Annotated in this window: 25 protein-coding genes and 1 riboswitch; of the genes, 17 read left to right on the top strand and 8 right to left on the bottom strand. The window is 70.0% G+C overall.

What is annotated here, in order from left to right:
- The 4 genes from ACWC2B_RS14110 to gcvT form a co-directional block, all read right to left on the bottom strand.
- A complete protein-coding gene (locus ACWC2B_RS14110; RefSeq protein WP_450716712.1) occupies positions 1 to 1,371 on the bottom strand; it encodes an L-serine ammonia-lyase in 1,371 nt (456 codons plus the stop codon).
- Positions 1,372 to 1,527: 156 nt separating this feature from the next.
- On the bottom strand, positions 1,528 to 2,787 hold the full coding sequence (gene glyA, locus ACWC2B_RS14105) for a serine hydroxymethyltransferase (protein WP_450716711.1): 1,260 nt from the start codon (positions 2,785 to 2,787) through the stop codon (positions 1,528 to 1,530).
- Between the two features lie 40 nt (positions 2,788 to 2,827).
- Positions 2,828 to 3,202 (bottom strand): glycine cleavage system protein GcvH, encoded by a 375-nt coding sequence (gene gcvH, locus ACWC2B_RS14100; protein ID WP_450716710.1) that lies wholly within the window; start codon positions 3,200 to 3,202, stop codon positions 2,828 to 2,830.
- A 100-nt stretch (positions 3,203 to 3,302) separates the two neighbouring features.
- Complete coding sequence (gcvT, locus tag ACWC2B_RS14095) at positions 3,303 to 4,418, bottom strand: glycine cleavage system aminomethyltransferase GcvT (RefSeq protein ID WP_450716709.1); 1,116 nt, start codon at positions 4,416 to 4,418, stop codon at positions 3,303 to 3,305.
- A gap of 153 nt (positions 4,419 to 4,571) precedes the next feature.
- Positions 4,572 to 4,668: riboswitch (glycine riboswitch) on the bottom strand.
- Positions 4,669 to 4,797: 129 nt separating this feature from the next.
- Here gcvT and ACWC2B_RS14090 point away from each other — a divergent pair.
- The 11 genes from ACWC2B_RS14090 to ACWC2B_RS14040 all read left to right on the top strand — a co-directional run bounded on the left by ACWC2B_RS14090 (position 4,798) and on the right by ACWC2B_RS14040 (position 17,327).
- Positions 4,798 to 5,454, top strand: coding sequence for an AAA family ATPase (locus ACWC2B_RS14090; protein ID WP_450716708.1), 657 nt, complete (start codon positions 4,798 to 4,800; stop codon positions 5,452 to 5,454).
- A 106-nt stretch (positions 5,455 to 5,560) separates the two neighbouring features.
- Positions 5,561 to 6,334 (top strand): enhanced serine sensitivity protein SseB, encoded by a 774-nt coding sequence (locus tag ACWC2B_RS14085; protein WP_450716707.1) that lies wholly within the window; start codon positions 5,561 to 5,563, stop codon positions 6,332 to 6,334.
- Between the two features lie 167 nt (positions 6,335 to 6,501).
- On the top strand, positions 6,502 to 7,299 hold the full coding sequence (locus ACWC2B_RS14080; RefSeq protein ID WP_450716706.1) for an enhanced serine sensitivity protein SseB C-terminal domain-containing protein: 798 nt from the start codon (positions 6,502 to 6,504) through the stop codon (positions 7,297 to 7,299).
- 388 nt (positions 7,300 to 7,687) lie between these two features.
- Positions 7,688 to 8,692 carry an ABC transporter permease gene (locus tag ACWC2B_RS14075; RefSeq protein ID WP_450716705.1) on the top strand — a complete coding sequence of 335 codons (1,005 nt, stop codon included), beginning with the start codon at positions 7,688 to 7,690 and terminating at the stop codon, positions 8,690 to 8,692.
- Between the two features lie 77 nt (positions 8,693 to 8,769).
- Entirely contained in the window at positions 8,770 to 10,545 is a 1,776-nt protein-coding gene (locus ACWC2B_RS14070) for an ABC transporter substrate-binding protein (RefSeq protein ID WP_450716749.1), read from the top strand.
- Between the two features lie 123 nt (positions 10,546 to 10,668).
- The gene (locus ACWC2B_RS14065) at positions 10,669 to 11,667 is read left to right on the top strand and encodes an ABC transporter permease (protein WP_450716704.1); all 999 of its coding nucleotides are present in this window, start codon (positions 10,669 to 10,671) and stop codon (positions 11,665 to 11,667) included.
- Positions 11,664 to 12,761 carry an ABC transporter ATP-binding protein gene (locus ACWC2B_RS14060; RefSeq protein WP_450716703.1) on the top strand — a complete coding sequence of 366 codons (1,098 nt, stop codon included), beginning with the start codon at positions 11,664 to 11,666 and terminating at the stop codon, positions 12,759 to 12,761. Before ACWC2B_RS14065 ends, ACWC2B_RS14060 begins: the two co-directional genes overlap by 4 nt.
- A gap of 14 nt (positions 12,762 to 12,775) precedes the next feature.
- Complete coding sequence (locus ACWC2B_RS14055) at positions 12,776 to 14,122, top strand: ABC transporter ATP-binding protein (protein WP_450716702.1); 1,347 nt, start codon at positions 12,776 to 12,778, stop codon at positions 14,120 to 14,122.
- A 95-nt stretch (positions 14,123 to 14,217) separates the two neighbouring features.
- The gene (locus tag ACWC2B_RS14050) at positions 14,218 to 15,624 is read left to right on the top strand and encodes a M1 family metallopeptidase (RefSeq protein WP_450716701.1); all 1,407 of its coding nucleotides are present in this window, start codon (positions 14,218 to 14,220) and stop codon (positions 15,622 to 15,624) included.
- Positions 15,625 to 15,670: 46 nt separating this feature from the next.
- Positions 15,671 to 16,330: a trimeric intracellular cation channel family protein gene (locus ACWC2B_RS14045; RefSeq protein WP_450716700.1), complete on the top strand. Its 660-nt coding sequence runs from the start codon at positions 15,671 to 15,673 to the stop codon at positions 16,328 to 16,330.
- A 127-nt stretch (positions 16,331 to 16,457) separates the two neighbouring features.
- A complete protein-coding gene (locus tag ACWC2B_RS14040; protein ID WP_450716699.1) occupies positions 16,458 to 17,327 on the top strand; it encodes a thioesterase family protein in 870 nt (289 codons plus the stop codon).
- A gap of 913 nt (positions 17,328 to 18,240) precedes the next feature.
- Here ACWC2B_RS14040 and ACWC2B_RS14035 read toward each other — a convergent pair.
- Positions 18,241 to 18,858 carry a TetR family transcriptional regulator gene (locus tag ACWC2B_RS14035; protein WP_450716698.1) on the bottom strand — a complete coding sequence of 206 codons (618 nt, stop codon included), beginning with the start codon at positions 18,856 to 18,858 and terminating at the stop codon, positions 18,241 to 18,243.
- A gap of 204 nt (positions 18,859 to 19,062) precedes the next feature.
- Here ACWC2B_RS14035 and ACWC2B_RS14030 point away from each other — a divergent pair, with 204 nt between their 5' ends.
- The 3 genes from ACWC2B_RS14030 (at position 19,063) to ACWC2B_RS14020 (ending at position 20,762) form a co-directional block, all read left to right on the top strand.
- Positions 19,063 to 19,218, top strand: coding sequence for a hypothetical protein (locus ACWC2B_RS14030; RefSeq protein WP_450716697.1), 156 nt, complete (start codon positions 19,063 to 19,065; stop codon positions 19,216 to 19,218).
- Positions 19,219 to 19,220: 2 nt separating this feature from the next.
- On the top strand, positions 19,221 to 19,523 hold the full coding sequence (locus ACWC2B_RS14025) for a DUF4190 domain-containing protein (RefSeq protein ID WP_450716696.1): 303 nt from the start codon (positions 19,221 to 19,223) through the stop codon (positions 19,521 to 19,523).
- Positions 19,524 to 19,592: 69 nt separating this feature from the next.
- Complete coding sequence (locus ACWC2B_RS14020; protein ID WP_450716695.1) at positions 19,593 to 20,762, top strand: cysteine desulfurase family protein; 1,170 nt, start codon at positions 19,593 to 19,595, stop codon at positions 20,760 to 20,762.
- Positions 20,763 to 20,796: 34 nt separating this feature from the next.
- On the opposite strand, the gene ACWC2B_RS14015 is transcribed toward ACWC2B_RS14020, so the two are convergent.
- Entirely contained in the window at positions 20,797 to 21,402 is a 606-nt protein-coding gene (locus ACWC2B_RS14015; protein ID WP_450716694.1) for an N-acetylmuramoyl-L-alanine amidase, read from the bottom strand.
- A gap of 152 nt (positions 21,403 to 21,554) precedes the next feature.
- Here ACWC2B_RS14015 and mnmA point away from each other — a divergent pair, with 152 nt between their 5' ends.
- A complete protein-coding gene (mnmA, locus tag ACWC2B_RS14010) occupies positions 21,555 to 22,700 on the top strand; it encodes a tRNA 2-thiouridine(34) synthase MnmA (RefSeq protein WP_450716693.1) in 1,146 nt (381 codons plus the stop codon).
- 67 nt (positions 22,701 to 22,767) lie between these two features.
- Here mnmA and ACWC2B_RS14005 read toward each other — a convergent pair whose 3' ends face one another.
- Positions 22,768 to 23,721 (bottom strand): NADP-dependent oxidoreductase, encoded by a 954-nt coding sequence (locus tag ACWC2B_RS14005; RefSeq protein WP_450716692.1) that lies wholly within the window; start codon positions 23,719 to 23,721, stop codon positions 22,768 to 22,770.
- Between the two features lie 104 nt (positions 23,722 to 23,825).
- On the opposite strand from ACWC2B_RS14005, the gene ACWC2B_RS14000 reads away from it, so the two are divergent.
- Entirely contained in the window at positions 23,826 to 24,812 is a 987-nt protein-coding gene (locus ACWC2B_RS14000; protein ID WP_450716691.1) for a GlxA family transcriptional regulator, read from the top strand.
- Positions 24,813 to 24,824: 12 nt separating this feature from the next.
- Here the strand turns inward: ACWC2B_RS14000 and ACWC2B_RS13995 are convergent, their stop codons facing one another.
- The gene (locus ACWC2B_RS13995; protein ID WP_450716690.1) at positions 24,825 to 25,154 is read right to left on the bottom strand and encodes a DUF427 domain-containing protein; all 330 of its coding nucleotides are present in this window, start codon (positions 25,152 to 25,154) and stop codon (positions 24,825 to 24,827) included.
- 76 nt (positions 25,155 to 25,230) lie between these two features.
- On the opposite strand from ACWC2B_RS13995, the gene ACWC2B_RS13990 reads away from it, so the two are divergent.
- A complete protein-coding gene (locus ACWC2B_RS13990; protein ID WP_450716689.1) occupies positions 25,231 to 25,770 on the top strand; it encodes an LOG family protein in 540 nt (179 codons plus the stop codon).
- Positions 25,771 to 25,809: the final 39 nt, after the last annotated feature.

Genomic DNA, 25,809 nt, shown 5'->3' with positions numbered 1-25,809 from the left:
TCAGCACTCGATGATGTTGACGGCGAGGCCGCCGCGGGCCGTCTCCTTGTACTTGACGCTCATGTCGGCCCCCGTCTCCTTCATCGTCTTGATGACCTTGTCCAGGGACACCTTGTGGCTGCCGTCGCCGCGCATCGCCATCTTGGCGGCGGTGACGGCCTTCACGGCGGCCATGCCGTTGCGCTCGATGCACGGGATCTGGACCAGGCCGCCGACCGGGTCGCAGGTCAGACCCAGGTTGTGCTCCATGCCGATCTCGGCCGCGTTCTCGACCTGCTCGGGGGTGCCGCCCAGGACCTCGGCGAGCGCGCCCGCCGCCATCGAGCAGGCGGAGCCGACCTCGCCCTGGCAGCCCACCTCGGCGCCGGAGATCGAGGCGTTCTCCTTGAACAGCATGCCGATCGCGCCGGCGGCCAGCAGGAAGCGGACGATGCCGTCCTCATCGGCGCCGGGCACGAAGTTCATGTAGTAGTGAAGGACCGCCGGGATGATGCCCGCGGCGCCGTTGGTGGGCGCGGTCACGACCCGGCCGCCCGCCGCGTTCTCCTCGTTGACGGCCATCGCGTACAGCGTCGCCCACTCCATGGCGTGCGCATCGGGGTTGCCCTCGGCGCGCAGCTGGCGGGCGGTGGTGGCGGCGCGGCGGCGGACCTTGAGGCCGCCGGGCAGGATGCCCTCGCGGGACATGCCGCGCGAGACGCAGGCCTGCATGACCCGCCAGATGTCGAGCAGGCCGGAGCGGATCTCGTCCTCGGTGCGCCAGGCCTTCTCGTTCTCCAGCATCAGCGCGGAGATCGAAAGACCGGTGTCCCGGGCGAGCCGGAGCAGCTCGTCCCCGGTGCGGAAGGGGTGCTTGAGGACGGTGTCGTCCGGCACGATCGGGTTGTCGCCGGCGACAGCGTCCTCGTCGACGACGAAGCCGCCGCCGACCGAGTAGTACGTCTTCTCCAGGAGCAGCGCGCCGTCGATGTCGTACGCGAAGACCGTCATGCCGTTGGCGTGGTACGGCAGCGCCTTGCGGCGGTGCAGGATCAGGTCGTCGTCGTAGGCGAAGTCGATCTCGTGCATGCCGAGCACGTTGAGCCGCCCGGAGTCCTTGATCCGCTCCACCTGCTCGTCCGCGGTCTCGACGTCGACCGTGCGCGGGGAGGCGCCCTCCAGGCCGAGCAGGACCGCCTTCGGCGTGCCGTGGCCGTGGCCGGTGGCGCCGAGCGAGCCGTACAGCTCGGCCCGTATCCGCACGGTGTGGGCGATCAGGCCCTCGTTCTTCAGGCGCGCGGCGAACATCCGGGCCGCCCGCATCGGGCCGACGGTGTGGGAGCTGGACGGGCCGATGCCGATCGAGAACAGGTCGAAGACCGAGATGGCCACGGGGGACTCCTTGAGGGGTTGGTAGACGCCGTTGTCTGCCGGGGTGGTGCAGAGCAAAGCTGGCACAGCATGGGATGGGGCACCGCGCTCACTACCAGTGTGCGCGGTGCCCCGGGGCTTCGTCCCGAAATGAACCGGGAACTAAAGCGTACGAAACTACTTCAGGCCGGGGTACAGCGGGTGCTTCGCTGCCAGAGCGGACACCCGGGCGGCCAGGGCGTCCTTGTCGAAGTCCGGCTTCAGGGCCTCGGCGATGATGTCGGCGACCTCGCGGAAGTCGTCGTCGCCGAAGCCGCGGGTGGCGAGCGCCGGGGTGCCGATCCGCAGACCCGAGGTGACCATCGGCGGCCGCGGGTCGTTCGGGATGGCGTTCCGGTTGACCGTGATGCCGACCTCGTGGAGGCGGTCCTCGGCCTGCTGGCCGTCCAGCTCCGAGTTGCGCAGGTCCACCAGGACCAGGTGCACGTCGGTGCCGCCGGTCAGGACGTCGACGCCGACGGCCTTCACGTCCTCCTGGACCAGGCGCTCGGCCAGGATCCGGGCGCCGTCCAGGGTGCGCTGCTGGCGCTCCTTGAACTCCGGGGAGGCGGCGACCTTGAACGAGACCGCCTTGGCCGCGATCACGTGCTCCAGGGGGCCGCCCTGCTGACCGGGGAAGACCGCCGAGTTGATCTTCTTGGCGAGCTCCTGCGTCGACAGGATGACACCGCCGCGCGGACCGCCCAGGGTCTTGTGCGTGGTGGTGGTCACGACGTGGGCGTGCGGCACCGGGTTGGGGTGCAGACCCGCGGCGACCAGGCCCGCGAAGTGGGCCATGTCGACCATCAGGTACGCGCCGACCTCGTCCGCGATCCGGCGGAACGCGGCGAAGTCCAGCTGGCGCGGGTAGGCGGACCAGCCGGCCACGATCAGCTGCGGCTTCGACTCCTTGGCCAGGCGCTCGACCTCGGCCATGTCGACCTCGCCGGTCTCGTCGACGTGGTACGGGACCACGTTGTAGAGCTTGCCGGAGAAGTTGATCTTCATGCCGTGGGTCAGGTGGCCGCCGTGGGCCAGGTTCAGACCCATGATCGTGTCGCCCGGCTTGAGCAGCGCGAACATCGCGGCCGCGTTCGCCTGGGCGCCCGAGTGCGGCTGCACGTTGGCGGCCTCGGCGCCGAAGAGCGCCTTGATGCGGTCGATCGCGATCTGCTCGACCACGTCGACGTGCTCGCAGCCGCCGTAGTAGCGGCGGCCCGGGTAGCCCTCGGCGTACTTGTTGGTGAGGACCGAGCCCTGGGCCTCCATGACCGCGACCGGAGCGAAGTTCTCCGAGGCGATCATTTCGAGGGTGGACTGCTGACGGTGGAGCTCGGCGTCGACGGCGGCGGCGACGTCCGGGTCCAGCTCATGGAGGGGCTGGTTCAGAAGCGACATCAGACGATCCCTGTTTCCCTGTATCCCTGTGGTTTCCGGGTCAGCTGGCGAAGTCGGTGTACTCGTCGGCGGAGAGCAGGTCGCCCGGCTCGTCCGTGACCTTCACCTTGAACAGCCAGCCGCCCTCGAACGGAGCGGAGTTCACCAGGGCCGGGTCGTCCACGACGTCCTGGTTGGCGGCGACGACCTCACCGGTGACGGGGGAGTACAGGTCGCTGACCGACTTGGTGGACTCCAGCTCGCCGCAGGTCTCGCCCGCGGTCACCGTGTCACCCACGTTCGGAAGCTGTACGTACACGACGTCACCGAGCGCGTTGGCCGCGTGCTCCGTGATGCCGACCGTCGCCACACCGTCCTCGGTGGCCGACAGCCACTCGTGCTCCTTGCTGTAACGCAGCTGCTGGGGGTTGCTCATGACCTGAATTCTCCTGTACGCGGGGGAGTGCTGATGACGGGGTCTCGACGAGTGTCTCGGACAGCGAGACGAGAAGCGTGGTGCGGCAGGGACGCGAGGGTCACTTCTGGCGCTTGTAGAAGGGCAGCGCGACGACCTCGTACGCCTCGTGCGTCCCGCGGATGTCGATGCCGACCCCGGCGGTTCCGGGCGCGGCGTGCGCGGCGTCCACGTACGCGATGGCGATCGGCTTGCCAAGGGTCGGCGACGGGGCGCCCGAGGTGACCTCGCCGACGACCTCGCCGTCCGCCACGACCGAGAAGCCGGCACGCGGCACCCGGCGGCCCTCGGCGACCAGCCCGACCAGCTTGCGCGGCGGGTTCGCGGCGGCCTTCTCGGCGGCGGCCTCCAGCGCCTCGCGGCCCACGAAGTCGCCGTCCTTCTCGAACTTCACGACCCGGCCGAGCCCGGCGTCGAAGGGAGTGAGCGCGGTCGTCAGCTCGTGCCCGTACAGCGGCATGCCCGCCTCAAGACGCAGCGTGTCGCGGCAGGACAGGCCGCACGGCACGAGGCCCGCGTCCTGGCCGGCCTCGGTCAGCGCGCGCCACAGCCGCTCGGCGTGCTCGGGCGCCACGAACAGCTCGAAGCCGTCCTCGCCGGTGTAGCCGGTGCGGGCGATGAGGGCGGGAACACCGGCGACGGTGCCGGGCAGACCGGCGTAGTACTTCAGGCCGTCGAGGTCCGCGTCCGTGACGGACTTCAGGATGCCGGGGGACTCGGGGCCCTGGATGGCGATCAGCGCGTACGCGTCGCGGTCGTCGCGGACCTCGGCGTCGAAGCCGGCCGCGCGCTCGGTGATCGCGTCGAGCACGATCTGCGCGTTGCCCGCGTTGGCGACCACCATGTACTCGGTCTCACCCAGGCGGTAGACGATCAGGTCGTCGACGATCCCGCCGTCCTCCTGGCAGATCATCGTGTACCGGGCGCGGCCGGGGCCGATGGTGGCGATGTTGCCGACGAGCGCGTAGTTCAGCGCCTTCATGGCCTCGGGGCCGGTGACGGTGATCTCGCCCATGTGGGACAGGTCGAACAGCCCGGCGCGGGTCCGTACGGCGTTGTGCTCGTCGCGCTCGCTCCCGTACCGCAGCGGCATGTCCCAGCCCGCGAAGTCGGTCATCGTGGCGCCCAGCGAACGATGCAAGGCATCGAGGGCGGTGAGGCGGGGGGCGTTGCTCATGGATGTGGCTCCAAGGTCCCGGGGCATGACGGTCGAGGACATCCTCCCCATCTGTCATCGGAACCTGAGAGGTTCACCGGCGCGCGCTGCGCGTCACGGCTTGCACCTTGGGTGGGGACGCCCGGCAGGGGACGGCCCGCTTTTCAGATCTGCCTCACCCGCGCGGTACGGGGCCTGAGAGATTCAAGGGAGGAACTTGCTCCTTCGGCGCCCCAGCTCACAGTGCTGAGGACTCTCCCGCGCGGATTCGAACGGCCGGTATGCAGTTGGCGCGCACATCATTGCACGCATCCCGGAAGCGGCAAATCGTTGGCGAGCTATTACCGTCTCTTTACACTTCGTGGGCAGGGGTCGCGGGACCCGAACAGGGGGGAGAGCCATGACGGTTGGACGGAACACGGGCCAGGTGCGGGAAGTGCCCGCGGCGGAAGGCCTCGGTCTTCAGGGGCCGGGAGGACGGACACGGCCGGAGGTACGGGATCTGCGGGGGCGGCCCGAGCAGACCCCGCCGGAGCTGCTCTTCGACGCGGGCGACGTCGTGGTGGTGTCGGGTCTGCCCGGCAGCGGCAAGACGACGCTGATGCGCCGCGCCGTCACCGACCGCCGCATCGACTCCCAGGACACCCGGCTCGCCTGGCAGCGACGGCTGCCCGGGATTCCGTACGCCCTGTACCGCCCGCTGACCCGGACCGCGCACTTCGCCAGGACCTGGTGGGCGCTGCGCTCCGGCGACAGCCTCGTCGTGCACGACTGCGGTACGCAGGCGTGGGTACGGCACTGGCTCGGCCGCGGGGCCCGGCGCAGGGGACGCACGCTGCGGCTCGTCGTGCTCGACGTGCCGGCCGGCACCGCCCTGGAGGGCCAGGCGATCCGGGGCCGCTGGGTGTCGAAGTACGCCTTCGCCCGGCACCGCGGCGCGGCCCGCCGCCTCATAGCCCAGGTGGAGGCCGGGCGGCTGCCGACCGGCTGCGCGAGCGCGGTCCTGCTCGACCGGGAGTCGGCCTCCGCGCTGCACCGCATCGGCTTCGGGAAGTAGCGCCCCGTGGCGCGCGCCGGGCCCTTTCCCGGCACCCTTTCCCCACCCCGCGCCCTCGGCGCTAGGGTCGTGGGGCACGACAGCAGTCGGGGGAGAAGGACGGCACATGAACTTTCCGGAGCAGGCGTTCGCGCATCCGCACGGCGGCGGAGGCTGGCCGGGCAACGAGCTCGAAGAGGCCCTGGCGGCGGCGCTCGGCCACGCCGACGCGGGTCCCCGCCTCATAGAGGTGCTCGGCCGCAGCGTCGTCTGGGTGCCACTGCCCAACGGCGGCAGCCAGGACAGCGCCGACCTCGACCTGCCCACCATGGAGCTCGACGGCGCCCCCTACGTCCCCGTCTACAGCTCCGAGCAGCAGTTCCTGCAGTGCGTCGGCTCCCACATGTCGTTCGCGGTGGCACCCGCCGTCGAGTTCGCCCGCGGGCTCCCGCCGCAGCTCGGCATCGCGGTCAACCCCGAGGGCGCGGTGGGCATGCCGCTGCCCCCGCCCGCCGTGGCCCAGCTGTGCCGTACCGGGCGTACCGCGCTCGACGGACCCGCGTCCGGCGCCCGGGTACGCCTCTTCGAGCCGGACTGGCAGGAGGACCCGGTGGAATTCCTGGGCGTCGCCTCCGAGGAGTTCGAGGCGACCGGTGTGGTGCTCAGCGCCCGCCGCGCGCTCGCCTCCATCGAGGGCGACTCGCCCACGCTCTTCATAGGCGTGGAGTTCTCCACCTGGGACGGGGCGGGCCGCAACGCCCCCATGGAGGCGCTCGGCCGCGCGCTCGGCCGGGTCCCGGTCGGCTGGCCGGTCAACCTGGTCCTGCTCGATGTGACCCAGGATCCGGTCGCCACCTGGATGCGCGAGCGGGTGCGACCGTTCTACGCGCGGGCCCAGTAACAACCGCCGGGTACGTCGCGGCAGGTCCCGCCGGGTCATGGCGGTGTCTGTACGGCGGCTTAACCTGGTTTCATGACTCTTGTATCCCCGCAGCCGCACGCGTGTGCCCGGGGCTGCGGGGCGGCGCAGGCGTCGGCACGGTGGATCGAAGAGGGGCGGGACCCAGGGTGAGCGCGTCAGGCACCGCGGCGGCCGGGCAGGTCGAGCACATGCTGCGCCAGGTGACGCCCGGGCGCTACGACGTGTACGAGGCGCTGCTCCACGCCCTCGCGGACCCCGCGTCCGGCCGGCTCTGGATGCTGCTGTGGAACGGCCGCCCGGGCTCCCCGGACGCCCAGTACGGAAACATGGAGGTCGACGGCGTCGCGTACGCGCCCTGTGTGACCTCCGCGCAGGAGCTCGCCGCCAGCGGCTGGAACCGGGCGCACGAAGTGACCGGCGCCCTCGAAGTCGCCCGCGCCCTCTACCCCGATCGGTACGGGATCTGGCTCAATCCGCACGCGCCCGGCGGCGGCGTGGGCATCCCCTGGACCGATCTGCGGCGCATCGCCACCGGCCTGGACCGGATGCCCGCCGGGCCGCTGAGGCTCTCCGAACCGGCCGTGGAGATCCCGCAGTTCTACGCCCTGCTCGCGCAGAACGCGCACCGCACCCCGGCCGTCCGCTCGCTGCGCCGGGCCTGGGTGCAGCCCGCGCTCGGCACGCCGTACCTCGCGATCGGGCTCGACCTCTACAACACCGGCCCGCAGGCGGTCGAGGCGGTGCGGGCGATGATGCAGCAGTCCGTCGCCGCCGTGCCGGACGGGCTCGCGGTGTCCACGGTCGCGATGTCGGACGAGTACGACCCGGTCGGCATGTGGCTGAAAGCCAACGCCCGGCCCTTCTACGACCGCGAGGCGCACGCCGCCCCGGCCCCCGGGACCGCCGGATACGGCTACCCGCCGGCCGCCCCGCGCACGTACTGAATCCGGTCTCGTTCGGCACCCCAACCGGGACAGACCCTGACAAGTCCCCCTTCACGTAAGGGGAATGTCCGTTCTGATGAGGCGAAGACCGCAATAGTCCCGGGCGCCGCATGCGCCCCAACTTCCGCATGTCCGCCCCTGGTTCACACGCGTCCGGATAACGGAAACCCTCTCTCCGCATCACGTTTGCGCATACTTTCGCCGTCAGGTCTGGCGGGTGATCGCGAGGCCATTGAAGACTCCCGGCATGCAGGGCCGTTCGGGCCCTTGTGCGAGCAGCTCGACGCGCTGCTTGGTGTCGCCCCCCGCTCGCACTGCTGATGGGAACGCGCCGCTACAGCGGCAAGTGCGGGCCGGTCACCGCCGGTTGAGAGGGGTCCTTGCCACGATGACGGCACCATTGCACGACACACCCGCCGACGCGGACCCGACCGCGGACATCAGTGTCACGCCCGGCGGCGAGACCAGAACCGTCGAGGGGCGGTCGCTGGGCCGTATCGCCTGGAACCGGCTGAAGAAGGACAAGCTCGCCCTCACCGGTGGCATCGTTGTCGTGTTCCTGGTCCTCGTCGCGATCTTCGCGCCGCTGATCGTCGACGCGTTCGGACATCCGCCGGAGGAGTTCCACGAGGACCAGATCGACCCGCTGCTCTCCACACCCGTGGGCAGCTGGGGCGGCATCAACTCGCACTTCCTGCTGGGAGTTGAGCCGGTCAACGGCCGCGACGTGTTCAGCCGGATCGTCTACGGCGCGCGGATCTCGCTGCTCGTGGGCTTCCTCGCGGCCGTCTTCGCGGTCCTCGTCGGCACCGTGCTCGGAGTGATCGCCGGCTACTTCGGCGGCTGGCTCGACGCGATCATCAGCCGCGTGATGGACATGCTGCTCTCCTTCCCGCAGCTGCTCTTCATCATCGCGCTGATCTCCGTGGTCCCCAGTCAGCTCTTCGGCCTCAGCGGCACCGGGGTGCGGCTGCTCGTGATGATCCTCGTCATCGGCTTCTTCGGATGGCCGTACGTCGGGCGCATCGTGCGCGGTCAGACGCTCTCCCTGCGCGAGCGCGAGTACGTCGAGGCGGCACGCAGCCTCGGCGCGGGCCGCGGCTACATCCTGTTCAAGGAGCTGCTGCCCAACCTGATCGCGCCGATCACCGTCTACATGACGCTGATGATCCCCACGAACATCCTCACGGAGGCGGCGCTCAGCTTCCTGGGAGCGGGCGTCAAGCCTCCCACCGCCTCGTGGGGGCAGATGCTGTCGACGGCGATCGCGACCTACCAGTCCGATCCGATGTTCATGATCATCCCGGGTGTGGCGATCTTCATCACCGTGATGGCGTTCAACCTCTTCGGCGACGGCGTCCGCGACGCCTTCGACCCGAAGGGCTCCCGCTGATGCGGGAATTCGAAGACTCCGGCCCGGCGCACCGCACGGGCCGCGACACCCAAGACGCCCACTACGGAGGAAGCGAGATCGTGACAACCCTAGGTTCATCAAGGCGAAAGACGGCCGCCGGCGCGGCCATCGTCGTTGCGGCTCTGCTGTCCACCGCGGCCTGCGGCGGAGGCGGCAGCAGCAGCAAGGGCGGCAGTGCCCCCGGCTTCAACGCGGCCAACAGCAAGGTTGCCAACGCGTCGACGAAGAAGGGCGGGGAGCTCAAGTTCGTCGGCACCCAGGACGCCGACTCGTGGGACCCGCAGCGCGGTTACTACGGCTTCATGTGGGACTACGCGCGCTACTACACGCGCACGCTGATCACCTACAAGCCCGGCCCGGGCAAGGAGAGCGAGACGCTCGTCCCGGACATAGCGACCGGTCTCGCGGACGTCTCGGCGGACAAGAAGACGTACACGTACCACCTGAAGGACGGCGTCAAGTGGGAGGACGGCAAGCCCGTCACCTCCAAGGACGTCAAGTACGGCATCGAGCGCATCTGGGCGCAGGACGTCATCTCCGGCGGCCCCGTCTACCTGAAGGACGTCCTCGACCCCAAGGGCGACTACAAGGGCCCCTACAAGGACACCTCCGCCGACAAGCTGGGCCTGTCCGCGATCGAGACGCCCGACGACAAGACCATCGTCTTCAAGCTGCCGGCGCCCAACGTCGACTTCCAGCAGATGCTGGCCATGCCCTCGGGCTCCCCGGTCCGCCAGGACAAGGACACCCAGTCGAAGTACGGCCTGAAGCCGTTCTCGCTCGGCCCGTACAAGTGGGAGTCCTACTCGCCCAACAAGTCCATGGTCCTGGTCCGCAACGACCAGTGGGACCCGAAGACGGACAACGTCCGCAAGGCCCTCCCGGACAAGATCAGCCTCACCCTGCTCAGCAGCGCCGACGAGATGGACAGCCGTCTGATCAACGGTGACTACGACGTCGACCTCAACGGCACCGGCCTCAGCCCGGCCGGCCGCACCAAGGCGCTCCAGCAGCACAAGGGCAACGTCGACAACCCGGACACCGGCTACATCCGCTACGCGGTCTTCCCGCAGACGGTGGCCCCGTTCGACAACGAGCACTGCCGCAAGGCCGTCATCTACGCCGCCGACCACAAGTCCCTGCAGACCGCCCGCGGTGGCCCGCAGGCCGGTGGTGACATCGCCACCAACATGCTGCCGCCGATCATCAGCGGTTCGGACCCGAAGTACGACCCGTACGGCGTGACCGCCAACGACGGTGCGCCGAACATCGCCAAGGCCAAGGAAGAGCTCGCCGCCTGCGGCCACGCCGACGGCTTCTCGACCACCATCGCGGTCCGCAACAACAAGCAGGTCGAGGTGGCCACCGCGCAGTCGATGCAGGCCGCGCTCGCCAAGGTCAACATCAAGGTCGACATCGACCAGTACGACGGTTCGCAGACGACCGGCATCATCGGCAACCCCGAGGTCGTCAAGAAGAAGAACTACGGAATCATCATCATGGGCTGGGGCCCGGACTTCGCGTCCGGCCAGGGCTTCCTGCTCCCGCTGGTGGACTCCAAGTACATCCTGCCGAACGGCAACAACAACTACTCGATGCTGAAGGACCCGGCGATCGACCAGCTCTTCGACCAGGCCATCGCGGCGGGTACCCCCGAAGAAGCTGCCGGGCTCTACAAGCAGATCAACCAGAAGGTCTCCGAGCACGCCGTCTACCTGCCGTTCGTCTTCGAGAAGAACGTCAAGTGGCGCAGCTCCCGCCTCACCAACGTCTACACGACGACCAACAACAACGGTTTCTACGACTACGCCTCGCTCGGCGTCGAGAAGTGACCGTCGTCCAATCGCTCCGCCGGCGCACCCGCCGCTAGGCACGAAGGGCAGGTGAAGGCCGTCGCGTGACGGGTCGGGGGTACCGTAATCCGGTGCCCCCGGCCCGCCGCCGGGCCGAGAGCAGTGCTCGCATATCTCATCAGGCGGTTTTTCGCCGCCATCGTGATGCTGCTGATCGTCATGCTCGTGACGTTCGGCATCTTCTTCCTGGTTCCCAAGTGGACGGGCGTCGACCCGGCCACCATGTACGTCGGCAAGCAGTCCGACGCAGCTGCTCTCGAAGCGGTCCGCTCCAAGCTGGGTCTCGGCGACCCGATCTTCGTGCAGCTCTTCGACTTCGTGAAGGGCATCGTGGCCGGCCGTGACTACACAGGCGGCGGCTCGACGATCCACTGCGACGCCCCCTGTTTCGGCTACTCGTTCAAGAACGAGCAGGCGATCTGGCCGGTCCTCAAGGACCGTTTCCCGGTCACCCTGTCGCTGGTCATCGGCGCGGCCATCCTGTGGGTCATCTTCGGTGTGCTCACCGGTGTGGTGTCCGCCCTCAAGCGCGGCTCGCTGTGGGACCGCTTCTCCATGACCGTGGCCCTGGCGGGCGTCTCGCTCCCCATCTACTTCACCGGTCTGCTGTCGCTGGCGATCTTCACGTACCAACTGCACTGGATCGACGGCGAGTACGTGCCGTTCAGCGAATCGCCATCGGGCTGGTTCAGCGGTCTGCTGCTGCCCTGGATCACGCTCGCCTTCCTCCAGGCGGCGATGTACGCCCGCCTCACCCGGGCGACCATGCTCGAAGTGATGGGCGAGGACTACGTCAGAACCGCCCGGGCCAAGGGCCTGAGCGAATCCACCGTCATCGGCAAGCACGCCATGCGGTCCACCATGGCGCCGATCCTGACGGTGCTCGGCATGGACATCGGCGCCCTCATCGGCGGCGCGATCCTCACCGAGACGACCTACAGCATCCCGGGTCTCGGCCGGGCCGTGCTGCAGGCGATCGGCGAGCGCGACCTTCCGGTGATCCTCGGTGTCACGCTGATCACCTCGGCGGCGGTGATCTTCGCGAACCTCGTCGTGGACCTCCTGTACGCCGTGATCGACCCCCGAGTGAGGCTCGCATGACCGACCTGAACAAGACCGGCGCCGCGGTCGGCGAGCCGGTCGCGGGTGAGCGGCCCTCGGACGCCTTCCTGGACGTACGCGACCTGAAGGTGCACTTCCCGACCGACGACGGCCTGGTCAAGTCCGTCGACGGGCTCAGCTTCTCGCTGGAGAAGGGCAAGACCCTCGGCATCGTGGGCGAGTCCGGCTCCGGGAAGTCCGTCACCTCGATGGGCATCATGGGCCTGCACACGGCCGGCCAGTACGGCAAGCGCAAGGCCCAGATCTCCGGCGAAATCTGGCTGAACGGCAAGGAGTTGCTCTCCGCCGACCCGGAGGACGTGCGCAAGCTGCGCGGCCGCGACATGGCGATGATCTTCCAGGACCCGCTGTCCGCGCTGCACCCGTACTTCACCATCGGCAAGCAGATCATCGAGGCGTACCGGGTCCACCACGACGTCGACAAGAAGGCGGCGCGCACCCGGGCGATCGAGATGCTCGACCGGGTCGGCATCCCCCAGCCCGACAAGCGCGTCGACTCCTACCCGCACGAGTTCTCGGGCGGCATGCGCCAGCGCGCCATGATCGCGATGTCGCTTGTGAACAACCCCGACCTCTTGATCGCGGACGAGCCGACGACCGCCCTGGACGTCACCGTCCAGGCGCAGATCCTCGACCTGATCCGGGACCTGCAGAAGGAGTTCGGCTCCGCGGTCATCATCATCACCCACGACCTGGGCGTGGTCGCCGAGCTCGCCGACGACATCCTGGTGATGTACGGCGGCCGGTGCGTGGAGCGCGGCCCGGCCGAGAAGGTCTTCTACGAGCCCCGCCATCCCTACACGTGGGGCCTGCTCGGCTCGATGCCGCGCATCGACCGGGAGGAGACGGAGCGTCTCATCCCGGTGAAGGGCTCCCCGCCGTCCCTGATCAACATCCCGTCCGGCTGCGCCTTCAACCCGCGCTGCCCGTACGCCGATGTGCCCAAGGACAACATCACCCGGACCGTACGCCCCGAGCTGGCCGAGGGCGAGCGCGGTCACTGGACCGCCTGCCACATGACGCCGGACGAGCGGGAGCGTATCTGGACCGCAGAGATTGCGCCCAAGCTGTGAGCGAGGACAAAGGCGTGACGGACAACGACGGGACGATTCCCGCGCAGAGCAAGGGCGACGCGGTCCTGACCAAGAAGACCGAGCTCAACAAGGACGCCGCCCCCGGCGAGGTCCTGCTCAAGGTCAGCGGCCTGCAGAAGCACTTCCCGATCCGCAGCGGTGTGCTGAAGCGGCAGACCGGCTCGGTCAAGGCCGTCGACGGCATCGACTTCGACGTGCGCTCCGGCGAGACGCTCGGCGTGGTCGGCGAGTCCGGCTGCGGCAAGTCGACGATGGGCCGCCTGATCACCCGGCTGCTCGAACCGACCGGTGGAACGGTCGAGTTCGAGGGCCGGGACATCACCCACCTCGGGGTGCGCGGCATGCGTCCGATGCGCCGCGACGTCCAGATGATCTTCCAGGACCCGTACTCCTCGCTGAACCCGCGGCACACGGTGGGCGGCATCATCTCCGCCCCCTTCAAGCTGCAGGGCGTCACGCCGGAGGGCGGGGTCAAGAAGGAGGTCCAGCGCCTGCTGTCGGTCGTGGGCCTCAACCCCGAGCACTACAACCGGTATCCGCACGAGTTCTCCGGCGGCCAGCGCCAGCGCATCGGCATCGCCCGCGCGCTCGCGCTCAACCCGAAGCTGGTCGTCGCGGACGAGCCGGTCTCGGCGCTCGACGTCTCCATCCAGGCGCAGGTGGTCAACCTGCTCGACGACCTCCAGCAAGAGCTCGGCCTGACGTATGTGATCATCGCGCACGACCTGTCGGTGATCCGGCACGTGTCGGACCGGATCGCGGTCATGTACCTCGGCAAGATCGTCGAGTTGGCCGACCGCAAGTCGCTGTACGCGGCGCCGATGCACCCGTACACCAAGGCGCTGATGTCCGCGGTGCCGGTGCCGGACCCCAAGCGGCGCGGCATGAAGAGCGAGCGGATCCTGCTCAAGGGCGACGTCCCCTCGCCGATCTCGCCGCCGAGCGGCTGCCGGTTCCACACCCGGTGCTGGAAGGCGACGGAGGTCTGCAAGACGCAGGAGCCGTTGATGCTGGAGCTCAAGCCCGGCCAGCAGGTGGCCTGCCACCACCCGGAGAACGCGCCGGACCAGGCGCCGGGCGAGGCAGTCCTTCCGGAGGCCAGGGAGTCGATCGAGATCGTGACGATCGGCGAGACGGTGACGGCGGAAGCGGCGGAGACGCCCGAGACGCCCGAGACGGTGGAGGCCGCCGATGAGGCCGCTGCTGTGGCCTCTGCGGATGAGGCGCCTGCCGCGTCCGAGGTGACGGATGAGGCGACGTCCGAGGTGTCGGATGAGGCGACGGACGGCGAGGCCGAAACCGGACCGGACGACACCGTTCAGGAGTCAACTGACAAGTAGGGCATGACGGTTCGGCAAAGTCATGTTCATGTCGAAGCGGGAGAGTGCAGAGTCCCCGTGTCCGTACCAACGGCACGCGTTCGAAGGGCAGACTCATGGCACTCTCCCGTTCGGCACGTCGTACCTCCTCCCGGCTGCTCGCCCTCGCCACCGCGCTGGCCGCCGGGTTCACCATCGCCGCCGCGCCCGCCGCCTCACCCGGCGCCCCGGGCATCGGCGACCCGTACTTCCCCGACCTGGGCAACGGCGGCTTCGACGCCCTCCATTACGACCTCGGGGTGAGCTACAACCCCGATTCCGGGCGCCTGGACGGGCGCACCACCCTGACCGCCCGGGCCACCCAGAACCTCTCCAGCTTCGACCTCGACCTCCAGAAGCTCACCGTCGACTCGATCAGAGTGAACGGCAAGCCCGCCGACTTCAGCAGGACCGGCGACGAGATCGTCATCACGCCGCGCCACCGGCTGCGCAAGGGCGAGGAGTTCGAGGTCACCGTCGCCTACGGCGGGGTGCCGCAGGCCCTGAACGGGCCGATCGTCTTCGGTTCCGACTACGGGTGGATGAAGACCAAGGACGGCGTGTTCGTCGCGTGCGAACCGAACGCCGCCTCCACCTGGTTCCCGTCCAGCGACCACCCCGGCGACAAGGCGACGTACGACATCCGCATCGACGCGCCCAAGGGCTTGACCGGCGTCTCCAACGGTCGCCTCGTGGATTCCCATGACAGCGGCGGCCGTTCGTACTTCCACTGGCGCGAGACCAAGCCGATGGCGACCTATCTCGCCACCGCGTCCATAGGCAAGTTCGACGTGAAGACGGGCAAGACGCCCGCGGGCACGCCCATTTACGTCGCCATCGACCCGGTCCTGGCCAACCAGAACAAGGTCGACGTCTACGCGGTGACCGCCGAGGCCACCGACTACTGGTCCAAGCTGTTCGGCCCGTACCCGTTCGAGGAGACCGGCGCGGTCGTCGACGACATGCCCGCGGCCGGGTTCTCCCTGGAGACCCAGACCAAGCCGAGCTATTCGGCGGTACGTTCCGAGTCGACCATCGTGCACGAGCTCGCCCACCAGTGGTTCGGCGACTCGGTGTCGGTCGCGCACTGGGACGACATCTGGCTCAACGAGGGCTTCGCGACGTACGCGCAGTGGCTGTGGGCCGAACACCGCGGGACGGCGACGGCCCACCAGTCCTTCCTCAACGCCTACGACTCGATCCCGGCGTCCGCCGACTTCTGGAAGATCGAAGTGGCCGACCCGCAGCGCGACACGATGTTCGCCTCCGCGGTCTACCGGCGCGGCGCGATGATGCTTCAGGAACTGCGCGAACGCATCGGTGACCAGGCCTTCTTCAAGCTCCTCCCGGCCTGGACGAAGCTGCACCGCTACCAGAACGCCGACACCGAGGACTTCATCGACCTGGCCGAGCACATCTCGGGCAAGTCGCTCGACGGCCTGTTCCAGAAGTGGATCTACGACACCGGCAAGCCGGCGCTCTAGGCCCGGTTTGGGTCGAGGGGCACTCCGGGATGCGTAAAAATGCGGGGTGCTTCACGAACTGTTCAGCCCCTCCGTCCAGCATGCGCTGGACCTCGTCGGGATCTTCGTCTTCGCGATCTCCGGCGCCCTGCTGGCCGTGCGCAAGAACTTCGACGTGTTCGGCATCGCGGTGCTCGCCGAGGTCACCGCGCTGGGCGGAGGGCTGTTCCGCGACCTCATCATCGGAGCGGTCCCGCCGGCCGCCTTCTCGGACCTCGGGTACTTCGTGACCCCGCTGCTCGCCGCGGTGCTGGTCTTCTTCCTCCACCCCGAGGTGGAGCGCACCCAGACCGCGGTCAACGTCTTCGATGCGGCGGGTCTCGGCCTGTTCTGCGTCACGGGCACGACCAAGGCGTACGACTACGGGCTCGGCCTCACGTCCTCGGCGGCGCTGGGCCTCGCGACGGCGGTGGGCGGTGGCGTGCTGCGCGACGTCCTGGCCAACGAGGTCCCCTCGCTGCTCCGCTGGGACCGCGACCTGTACGCGGTCCCGGCGATCGTCGGCTCCACGATGATCGTGCTCTTCATCCGCTTCGACCTCCTGAACGCGGGCACGAGCGGCCTGGCGGTGGTCACGGCGTTCCTGCTGCGCATCGCGGCCCTGAAGTACCACTGGCGCGCGCCGCGGGCGTGGCATCGGAGGAGCTCCGCGCTGGAGGAGGCGTGAGGGTTCGGTCCGGAGCGGGTGGCGTGGGTGTGCGGCGGGGGTGCGGTGGGGGACGTGGCGGGGGGCGTGTCGGGGGGGTGCGAGAAAAAGCTACCGCTCAGTAATTTATCGGTGTACGGTGCTGGCCATGGCACAGGCATCGTCACAGGTACTCCCCGCCGCGATCGGGGACAGCGAGTTCGACCGCGACACCGCCGTCACCCTGCGGGAAGCGGGGGTCTATGACGCGGAGCTCTCGGCGGGCTGGACCATCATCCACGCCGTCAACGGTGGCTATCTGCTCGCCCTCCTCGGCCGGGCGCTCGGCGACGCGCTGCCGCACCCGGACCCGTTCACCGTCTCCGCGCACTACCTCACGCCGTCCGTGCCCGGGCCCGCCGTCATCCGCACCCAAGTGGTGCGCACCGGCCGCACCCTCTCCACCGGCCAGGCCTCGCTCTTCCAGTACGACGAGAACGGCGCGGAGGTCGAACGCATCCGGGTCCTCGCCTCGTACGGCGACCTCGACGCGCTGAGCGACGACGTACGCACCACGGCGAAGCCGCCCGCGATTCCGCCGCTCTCGCACTGCATCGGCGCGACGGACGCCCCCGACGGCAGTCGGCCGCCCATCCCCGGCAGCTCCGCGATCACCGACAGGCTCATGCTCAAGCTCGACCCGACGACGCTCGGCTGGGCGGTGGGCGCGCCCTCCGGCAAGGGCGAGATGCGGGCGTGGTTCGGGCTCGCGGACGGGCGCGACGCCGACCCGATCTCCCTGCTGCTCACCGTCGACGCACTGCCGCCCACCTCCTTCGAGCTGGGCCTGAAGGGCTGGACCCCGACGGTCGAACTCACCACCCACATCCGCTGCCGCCCTGCCCCGGGCCCCCTGCGGGTGTCCATCACCACCCGCAACCTGGCGGGGGGTTTCCTGGAGGAGGACGCGGAGGTCTGGGACTCGACGGATCGACTGGTCGCCCAGTCCCGTCAACTGGCGCGGGCGCCGCGGGGTTGAGGGTGGGCGGTTGCCCACCCACCCACCCGTAACCCGGAGTTGGGCACCCCAGCCGTCCTGGGGCTCCGCCCCAGACCCCGGGGGTCGCCCACCCTCCCGCCCATTGCTCAGCGTTGGTTGTGCTGGGCTCCTGGGGCTTCGCCCCGGCCCCGGGAGGTCGCCGACCCTCCCGCCCGTAACCGGGAGTTGTGCAGTCCGGGCTTCCTGGGGCTTCGCCCCAGACCCCGGGGGTCGCCCACCCTCCCGCCCGTTGCTCAGCGTTGGTTGTGCTGCGCCCTCACCCCGCTTCGGGGCTCCGCCCCGGACCCCGAGGCGTTGGCCCCGCCCTCCCTCAAGCTCTTAAGGGGCAGGGGCCCCCCGTCCCATGACAGGGGTTGGACGGTTCGGCTTCTGGGGCCGTGTCCCGCACCCCCTGCGGGGACTTCGTCCCCTGCACCCCTTTTCGGGGGCTTCGCCCCCGGACCCTCGTGCCGCGCCTGAAGGGCGCTCGTCCTCAATCTCCCCCAGGGCTTTAAGGGCCAGGGGGACCCCTATGACGGGCTGGGACGGGGCTCAGCCCGTGTCCGTCGGACAAGGCTGAAGACGCTCGGCCCTGCCGGGGCCGGTACTGCTGGGGGCGCGGGGAACTGCGCGACCAGCCACCCGTGACCCGCACCCGAAGCGCCGGCCACAGCTGCCCCCACCCCCGGAGGGTTTCGGGAAGGGGTGGGGTGGGGCTCCCCGGGGTCTGCGGCACAGCCCCAGCACTACCCGCCGGGCCGCCGAGCCACAAGCCGCACCTCCCCGTGGAGCCCGCGCCCAGCGAACTCCGCGCAGGCCCCTGGCCGTTGAGCCCCCTCCGGGGAGCATCAAGGCGCTCCACCCTTGCCAAGCCCGCCCTCGTCAAGGCGCCGGTCAAAGCAACCCCGTACGCCTAGTCCAGCCAGTGCCGGCGCCCCAGCATCACCAGGCGGAGCTGCGCGCGGGCGGTGCTGAGGACCGGCTCCTCGCCGGGCTCGCCGGCCTCCAGGAGGGCGGAAGCCGTCATCACCATGTGGTCGACGTACACCCCGGCCAGCATGCGCAGGTCCGCCGAAGTCCAGCCCGCCGACTGCGGGTCGGCGCCGAGCGCCTCGGCCACCTCGTCCGCGAAACGCCTCAGTTGCACGCCGATGGCCTCGCGGACCGGGGCGACCCCGCCGTGCCGTTCGCGGGCGATGAAGCGGACGTGCGCCGGGTGCGTGCGTACATGCGAGGCGATCAACGCGACCGCCCGGTCGATGCGTTCCTCGCTCGCCCCGGTCGTGACGATCGCCGCCCGGATCGTGTCGTGGAGACTGCCCAGCGCCTGCTCTACCAGGGCGACCCCGAGGTCGGCGGTGTCCTTGAAGTGCCGGTAGAACGCGGCCGGCGCGACGCCCACGGCCCGGGTGACCTCTCGGAGCCCGAGGCTGCTCAGGCTCTGGTGCTCCAGGAGCTGGAGCGCCGAGTCCATGAGGGCCTGCCGGGTCTTCTGCTTCTGGGCCTGCCGGATTCCGAGAGTGTGGCTCATACCACTCAGTAAACAGCTGTTTGCTGAACTTGGGAAGACTAGACTCATCAGTCAGTGAACAGTCGTACTCCGATGGCTGGTTGACCCCGTCAGCCACCTTCGTCCGGCCGTGAGTATTCAGGTACTCAGTCTCACGTACGCACGCAATCACGTACTTACGCACAGAACCGCACGCAGAACGCACCCAGAATAGAAAGGGATCCCATGCTTTTCTTCGTCGCAGCCCTCCTCCTGCTGGGGGTCGTGCTGGGCTCAGCGGCGCACCTTCCGCTCCCGGTCACCCTCGCCGTCGCCGGCGTCATCGGCGTATGGCTCATCGTCTTCGCCGCCCGCGAACGCTTCTCGCACCGGAAGGGCTGACCATGGAACTCGCAGCGATCCGACGCCGCACCCGCCCCCAAGCTCTCAAGGAGCAGGGGGGACCCCCATCCCGAGACGCCGACGGCATGGCCGTCGCGGCCTTCGTCCTCGGCCTGCTCGGGCTGCTCGTCATGAACATCGTCCTCGGCCCCATCGCCATCGTGCTGTCCGCGCTCTCCCTCCTGTACGGGACCAAGCGCCGCGGCCGGGCCCTGCTCGGGCTCGCCCTGGGCGTGGCCGACCTCGCGGTCCTGCTCGGCCTGGTCCTCGCCGACCACACCGTGTCCTGGGGCCTCGGCGGCTGAACCCCGCCCCGGCCCTGGCCGGAACTGCGGCACGGTCCGCCCGGCGCGGCTCGTAGAATCGGGCCCACCATGGCTTACCTCGACCACGCCGCGACCACTCCGATGCTTCCGGAGGCGGTCCGGGCGATGACCGCCCACCTGACCGTCACCGGCAATGCGTCCTCGCTGCACGCCGCCGGACGGCGGGCCCGCCGCACCGCCGAGGAGGCCCGGGAGGAACTCGCCGAAGCGCTCGGCGCCCGCCCCAGCGAGGTCGTCTTCACGGCCGGCGGCACCGAGGCCGACAACCTCGCCGTCAAGGGTCTGTACTGGGCCCGCCGCGACGCCGACCCGCGCCGCGTGCGCGTGCTCGCCAGCCCCGTCGAGCACCACGCCGTGCTCGACGCGGTGCACTGGCTCGCCGAACACGAGGGCGCCACCGTCGAGTACCTGCCCGTCGATCCGTACGGGCGGGTGCACCCTGACGCCCTGCGCGAGGCCATCGAGCGCAACCCCGACGACGTCGCCCTGGCCACCGTGATGTGGGCCAACAACGAGATCGGCACCGTCCTGCCGGTCGCCGAACTGGCCGCGGTGGCAAGGGAGTTCGGCATCCCGATGCACGCGGACGCCGTCCAGGCCTTCGGTCAGCTCGACGTGGACTTCGCCGCGTCCGGACTGGCCGCCATGACCGTCTCCGGACACAAGGTCGGCGGCCCGTACGGCATCGGCGCCCTGCTGCTCGGCCGCGAGTACACCCCCGTACCCGTGCTGCACGGCGGCGGCCAGGAGCGGCACGTGCGCTCCGGCACCCTCGACGTCCCCGCCATCGCCTCCTTCGCGGTCGCCGGGCGGCTCGCCGCGGAACGGCGCGGCGCGTTCGCCCGCGACATCGGGGGACTGCGCGACCGGCTCGTCGAAGCCGTCCACAAGGCCGTGCCCGACGCGATCCTCGGCGGCGACCCCGACCCGGCGGGCCGGCTCCCCGCCAACGCCCACTTCACCTTCCCCGGCTGCGAAGGCGACTCCCTCCTCCTGCTGCTCGACGCGCAGGGCATCGAATGCTCCACCGGCTCCGCCTGCACCGCGGGCGTCGCCCAGCCCAGCCACGTCCTGCTCGCCACCGGCACCGACCCCGACCTGGCCCGCGGCACCCTGCGTTTCTCGTTCGGCCACACCTCCACCGCGGCCGATGTCGAAGCGGTCGCCGACGCGATCGGCCCCGCCGTCGAACGGGCCCGCACGGCGGGGCTCGTCTGAGCCACCTCCCCCGGAACGCGGCCGCCCCCGCCGCTCAGGCCCGGCCGGCCGCCCCGACCAGCGAGATGTAGCGCGGCCAGTCCCAGTGCGGGCCGGGGTCGGTGTGATCGGTGCCGGGCACCTCCACGTGCCCGATGATGTGCGTCCGGTCGACGGCTATTCGATAGCGGGCGCAGAGCGCCGCCGTAAGGCGTGCCGACGACGCGTACATGGCGTCCGTGAAGGACGACGCCTCCTCGACGAAGCCCTCGTGCTCTATGCCGACACTGCGCTCGTTGTACTTCCGGTTGCCCGCGTGGAAGGCCACGTCCATCTCCCGCACGGTCTGCGCGACGTGCCCGTCCTTGCGCACCACGTAATGGGCGGCCGCCTTGTTCTCCGGGTCCTGGAACGTCTTCAGGGCGCTGTCGAAACTGCCCTGCACGACATGGATCACCACCCGGTCCACCTCGTAGTCGTCCGGCCGGTCGGCCATCCGCCAGTTCGCCGGCGCGGCCGCCACCCACTGGGCGCCCGCGTAGTCCAGCTCGCCCGCCTTGCGCGGCTTGTGCGGCCGCGCCTGCGGCGCGTTCAGATATCCGATGGTCCCGAGCGCCACTACCGCGCCCCCGATCAGCAGCCCCCTGCGACTGGTCGCCATAAGCCCCCGCCCCCGTCCCTCCCGCACCGCTCCCCGTGAGGTCCCACTGCACCCCTCGGGCCCCCGAGGAATCCCGGATCGGTCCCCTCTGAGATCCACAACGGATACTCCCGCGCCCCGGGTTCCCGATCCCACGTACCCTTACGAGTGCTATGACTCAGACTTCGACGCAGCCCTCGCCGATGACCTCCCCGCGCCCCCTGCGCGTCCTCGCCGCCATGTCCGGTGGTGTGGACTCCGCCGTCGCCGCCGCCCGGGCCGCCGAAGCCGGCCACGACGTCACCGGTGTGCACCTGGCGCTCTCCGCGAACCCCCAGTCCTTCCGCACCGGGGCCCGGGGCTGCTGCACCATCGAGGACTCCCGGGACGCCCGCCGCGCCGCGGACGTCATCGGCATCCCGTTCTACGTCTGGGACCTGGCGGAACGCTTCCGCGAGGACGTCGTCGAGGACTTCATCGCCGAGTACGAGGCCGGCCGCACCCCCAACCCGTGCCTGCGCTGCAACGAGAAGATCAAGTTCGCGGCGCTGCTCGACAAGGCCCTTGCACTCGGCTTCGACGCCGTGTGCACCGGCCACTACGCGACCGTCGTCCTGAACGAGGACGGCACCCGCGAGCTGCACCGCGCCTCCGACATGGCCAAGGACCAGTCGTACGTCCTCGGAGTGCTCGACGAGCGTCAGCTCGCGCACGCGATGTTCCCACTCGGCGACACCCTCACCACCAAGGACGAGATCCGGGCCGAGGCCGAGCGCCGGGGCCTGGCGGTCGCCAAGAAGCCCGACAGCCACGACATCTGCTTCATCGCCGACGGCGACACCCAGGGCTTCCTCGCGAACCGTCTCGGCAAGGCGGAGGGCGACATCGTCGACGAGTCCGGCGCGAAGATCGGCAGCCACGAGGGCGCCTTCGGCTTCACCATCGGCCAGCGCAAGGGCCTGCGCATCGGCCACCCGGCCGCCGACGGCAAGCCCCGCTACGTCCTCGACATCTCCCCGGTGAACAACACCGTCACCGTCGGCCCCGTCGAAGCCCTCGACGTCACTGCCCTCGGCGCGATCAAGCCCCGCTGGTGCGGCACCGCGCCGGTCGGCCCCGGTACGTACACCGCCCAGCTGCGCGCCCACGGCGGCGAGACCGAGGTCACGGCGGAGCTCGTCGACGGCGTCCTGAACGTGACGTTCGCCGAGCCGGTCCGCGGCGTCGCCCCCGGCCAGGCGATCGTCCTGTACGACGGCACGCGCGTGGTGGGCTCGGCGACGATCGCGACGACCGAGCGGGCCGCGGCGCGCGTCTAGAGGCGCCGACTTCGAAGGGGGCGTCCAAGAGGGCGCCCGCTTCGAAAGAGCCCACCCTAAAAGAGGGTCATCCCTGGACGACCCGAAGCACGAGCTTGCCCCGGGTGCGGCCCCGCTCGCCGTACTCGTGCGCCTTGGCCGCGTCCGCGAGTTCAAACACCGAGTCGATCTCGGCGCGCAGCCGGCCCTCCTCGACCAGCTCGGCGATCGCCCGCATGCCCGCGTAGTCCGCCTCCACCAGCGTGAAGCCCGCACGGACGCCCAGGTCGGCCGCCTCCGCGAGCAGCCCGTCCTCGTCCGCGGACGCGATCGAGACCAGGACGCCGCCTCGGCGCAGCACCTTCAGGGAGCGGCTGCCGTACGCGCCGCCGATGGGGTCGAGGACGACGTCCACGTCCCGCACCGCCTCGGTGAAGTCGACCGCGGTGTAGTCGATCACTTCGTCCGCGCCGAGACCGCGCACGAAGTCGTGCTTGGCGGCGCTCGCCGTGCCGATGACGTACGCGCCGCGCGCCTTGGCGATCTGCACGGCGAGGTGGCCCACGCCGCCCGCCGCGGCGTGGATCAACACCCGCTGTCCGGCGGTCAGTTGGGCCGTCTCGACGAGCGACTGGTACGCGGTGAGCGAGGCCAGCGGCAGCGCCGCGGCCTGGATGTGGTCGATCCCGGCGGGCTTGCGCGTGAAGTGCCGGGCCGGGGCGGTGACGTACTCGGCGTACGCGCCGGCCTGGTGCGGGAAGCGCGGCATGCCGAACACCTCGTCGCCGGGCCGGTACAGGGTGACGCCGAAGCCCACCGCCTCGACGGTGCCGGACACGTCCCAGCCGAGGATCGGCGGGGTGCCCATCACCGCGAGCCCGCCGCTCGCGCGGACCTTCCAGTCGGCGGGGTTGACGCCGGCCGCGTGCACCCGCACCAGGATCTCGGCCGGGCCCGGTTCGGGCCGCTCGGTCTCGATCTCGGCGAGCACCTCGGGGCCGCCCCATCGAAGAGGGCTGATGGCGCGCATGGTCTGGGACATGTCTGATCCTTTTCGGGGTGTTTCTGCTGGTGGGAGCACCAGCCTGAACCCCGGGCGGCCATCGTGGTGCTGGCCGTTTGGCCATGATGTGACAGAATCTGGCCATGGCTGTACGACGGAAAGTCCACCGCGTGGCGGTGCTCGCCCTCGACGGAGTGGTCTCCTTCGAGCTGGGCATCCCCTCGCGGATCTTCGACACCGCCAGGGGGTCCGGAGGCGAGCCTCTTTACGAGGTGACCGTCTGCACCGTGGACGGGCGGCCGGTGCGCACCGAGGCCGGATTCTCCGTGGCCGTCGAGCACGGGCCCGAGGCGCTCGCCGCGGCCGACACCGTGGTGATCCCGCCCACCCAGGACCTCGGCGCGATGGCCGACGGCGGCCCGCTCCCCGAGCCGCTGGCCCGCGCCTTCGACCGGATCCGGCCCGGCACCCGCATGGTGTCGATCTGTACGGCGTCCTACGTCCTGGCCGCCGCCGGGCTGCTCGACGGGCGGCCCGCCACCACGCACTGGTGCGACGCAGCCGCCTTCGCGCGCACGTTCCCGCGTATCGAGGTCGACCCGGGCGTCCTGTTCGTCGACGACGGCGACGTCCTGACCTCGGCGGGCGCCGCCGCCGGCATCGACCTGTGCCTGCACCTCGTACGCCGCGACCACGGCAGCGCGGTCGCCAACCGGGCCGCCCGGCACTGCGTCGTCCCGCCGTGGCGCGACGGCGGGCAGGCCCAGTACATCGAACGCCCGGTCCCCGAACCGACGGTGGCCAGCACCGCCGCCACCCGCGCGTGGGCCCTGGAGCGCCTCCAGGACCCGCTCTCGCTGGGCGAGATGGCCACCCACGCGCGGATGAGCCTGCGCACCTTCACGCGCCGCTTCCGCGAGGAGGCGGGCACGACGCCCGGCAACTGGCTCACCGCCCAGCGCCTCGAACTGGCCCGTCAGCTCCTGGAGTCCAGCGATCTGCCGGTGGACCTGGTCGCCCACCGGGCCGGCTTCGGCACGGCCAACTCGCTGCGCCAGCACATGCGTTCCGTCCTGGGCGTATCCCCGGTCGCGTACCGGCGCACGTTCCAGGTCGGCGCGCGGACCTGAGCCGTAGCCGGACTACTCGGTGACGACCTCCACTTCGTAGAAGCACAGGTGGTCCTTGATCTCGGCCACGTCCGGCTTCGGGTCGGGGTAGTACCAGACGAGGTCGGCCGCCCCGGGCAGCGACCAATAGGAGGCCGTGCCCTTGAACGGGCAGTACGTGTGGGTGTCCGACGGGGTCAGCAGATCGGTGCGGACGTCCTCGGGCGGAAGGTAGTAGCGGACGGGGAGGCCGGTCTCGCGCAGCAGCAGCGGACGGCCGCTCTCGGCGAGCACCTGCCCGTCGCGAACGACCCGCACGTGCTCGGTGCCGCGCTCAATGGTGATGCGATGTCCAGTCGTCATAAGAAGTGCAGCGTTCACCGGGCCGCTCTTCTTCCCTCCCGCTTTCTTCCCTCCCGCCGTTTCGTATCGTTGCCGTATGAACATCTGCGTCTTCCTCTCCGCGGCCGATCTCGACGAGCGCTACACGCGCCCCGCCCAGGAGTTCGCCGAGCTTCTGGGCAAGGGCGGGCACACCCTGGTATGGGGCGGCTCAGAGAGCGGCCTCATGAAGGTCGTCGCCGACGGGGTGCAGGGCGCGGGCGGGAAACTCGTCGGCGTCTCCGTCGACTTCCTCGCGGAAAAGGCCCGTAAGAACGCCGACGAGATGGTCATCGCCCAGGACCTCGCCGAGCGCAAGGCGCTGCTGCTCGCCAAGTCGGACGCCGTCGTGATCATGGTGGGCGGCACCGGCACACTGGACGAGGCCACCGAGATCCTGGAGCTGAAGAAGCACGGGAAGACGACCAAGCCGGTCGTCCTGCTGAACACCGCGGGCTTCTACGACGGCCTCAAGGAACAGTTCCGCCGCATGGAGGACGAGGGCTTCCTGCCCATTCCCCTCACCGACCTGGTCTTCTTTGCCGAGGACGGTGTCGCGGCGCTCGCCTACCTGGAAGAGTCCCTCGGTATCCAGTAGTCACGAGAAGCAGGGCGGGAAGCGGGACGAGAAGTAGTG

It is taken from the genome of Streptomyces sp. NPDC001415 (assembly GCF_053597395.1).
Note: the sequence above shows the minus strand (reverse complement) of the source record. Positions and strands in the feature narration are given on the sequence as shown.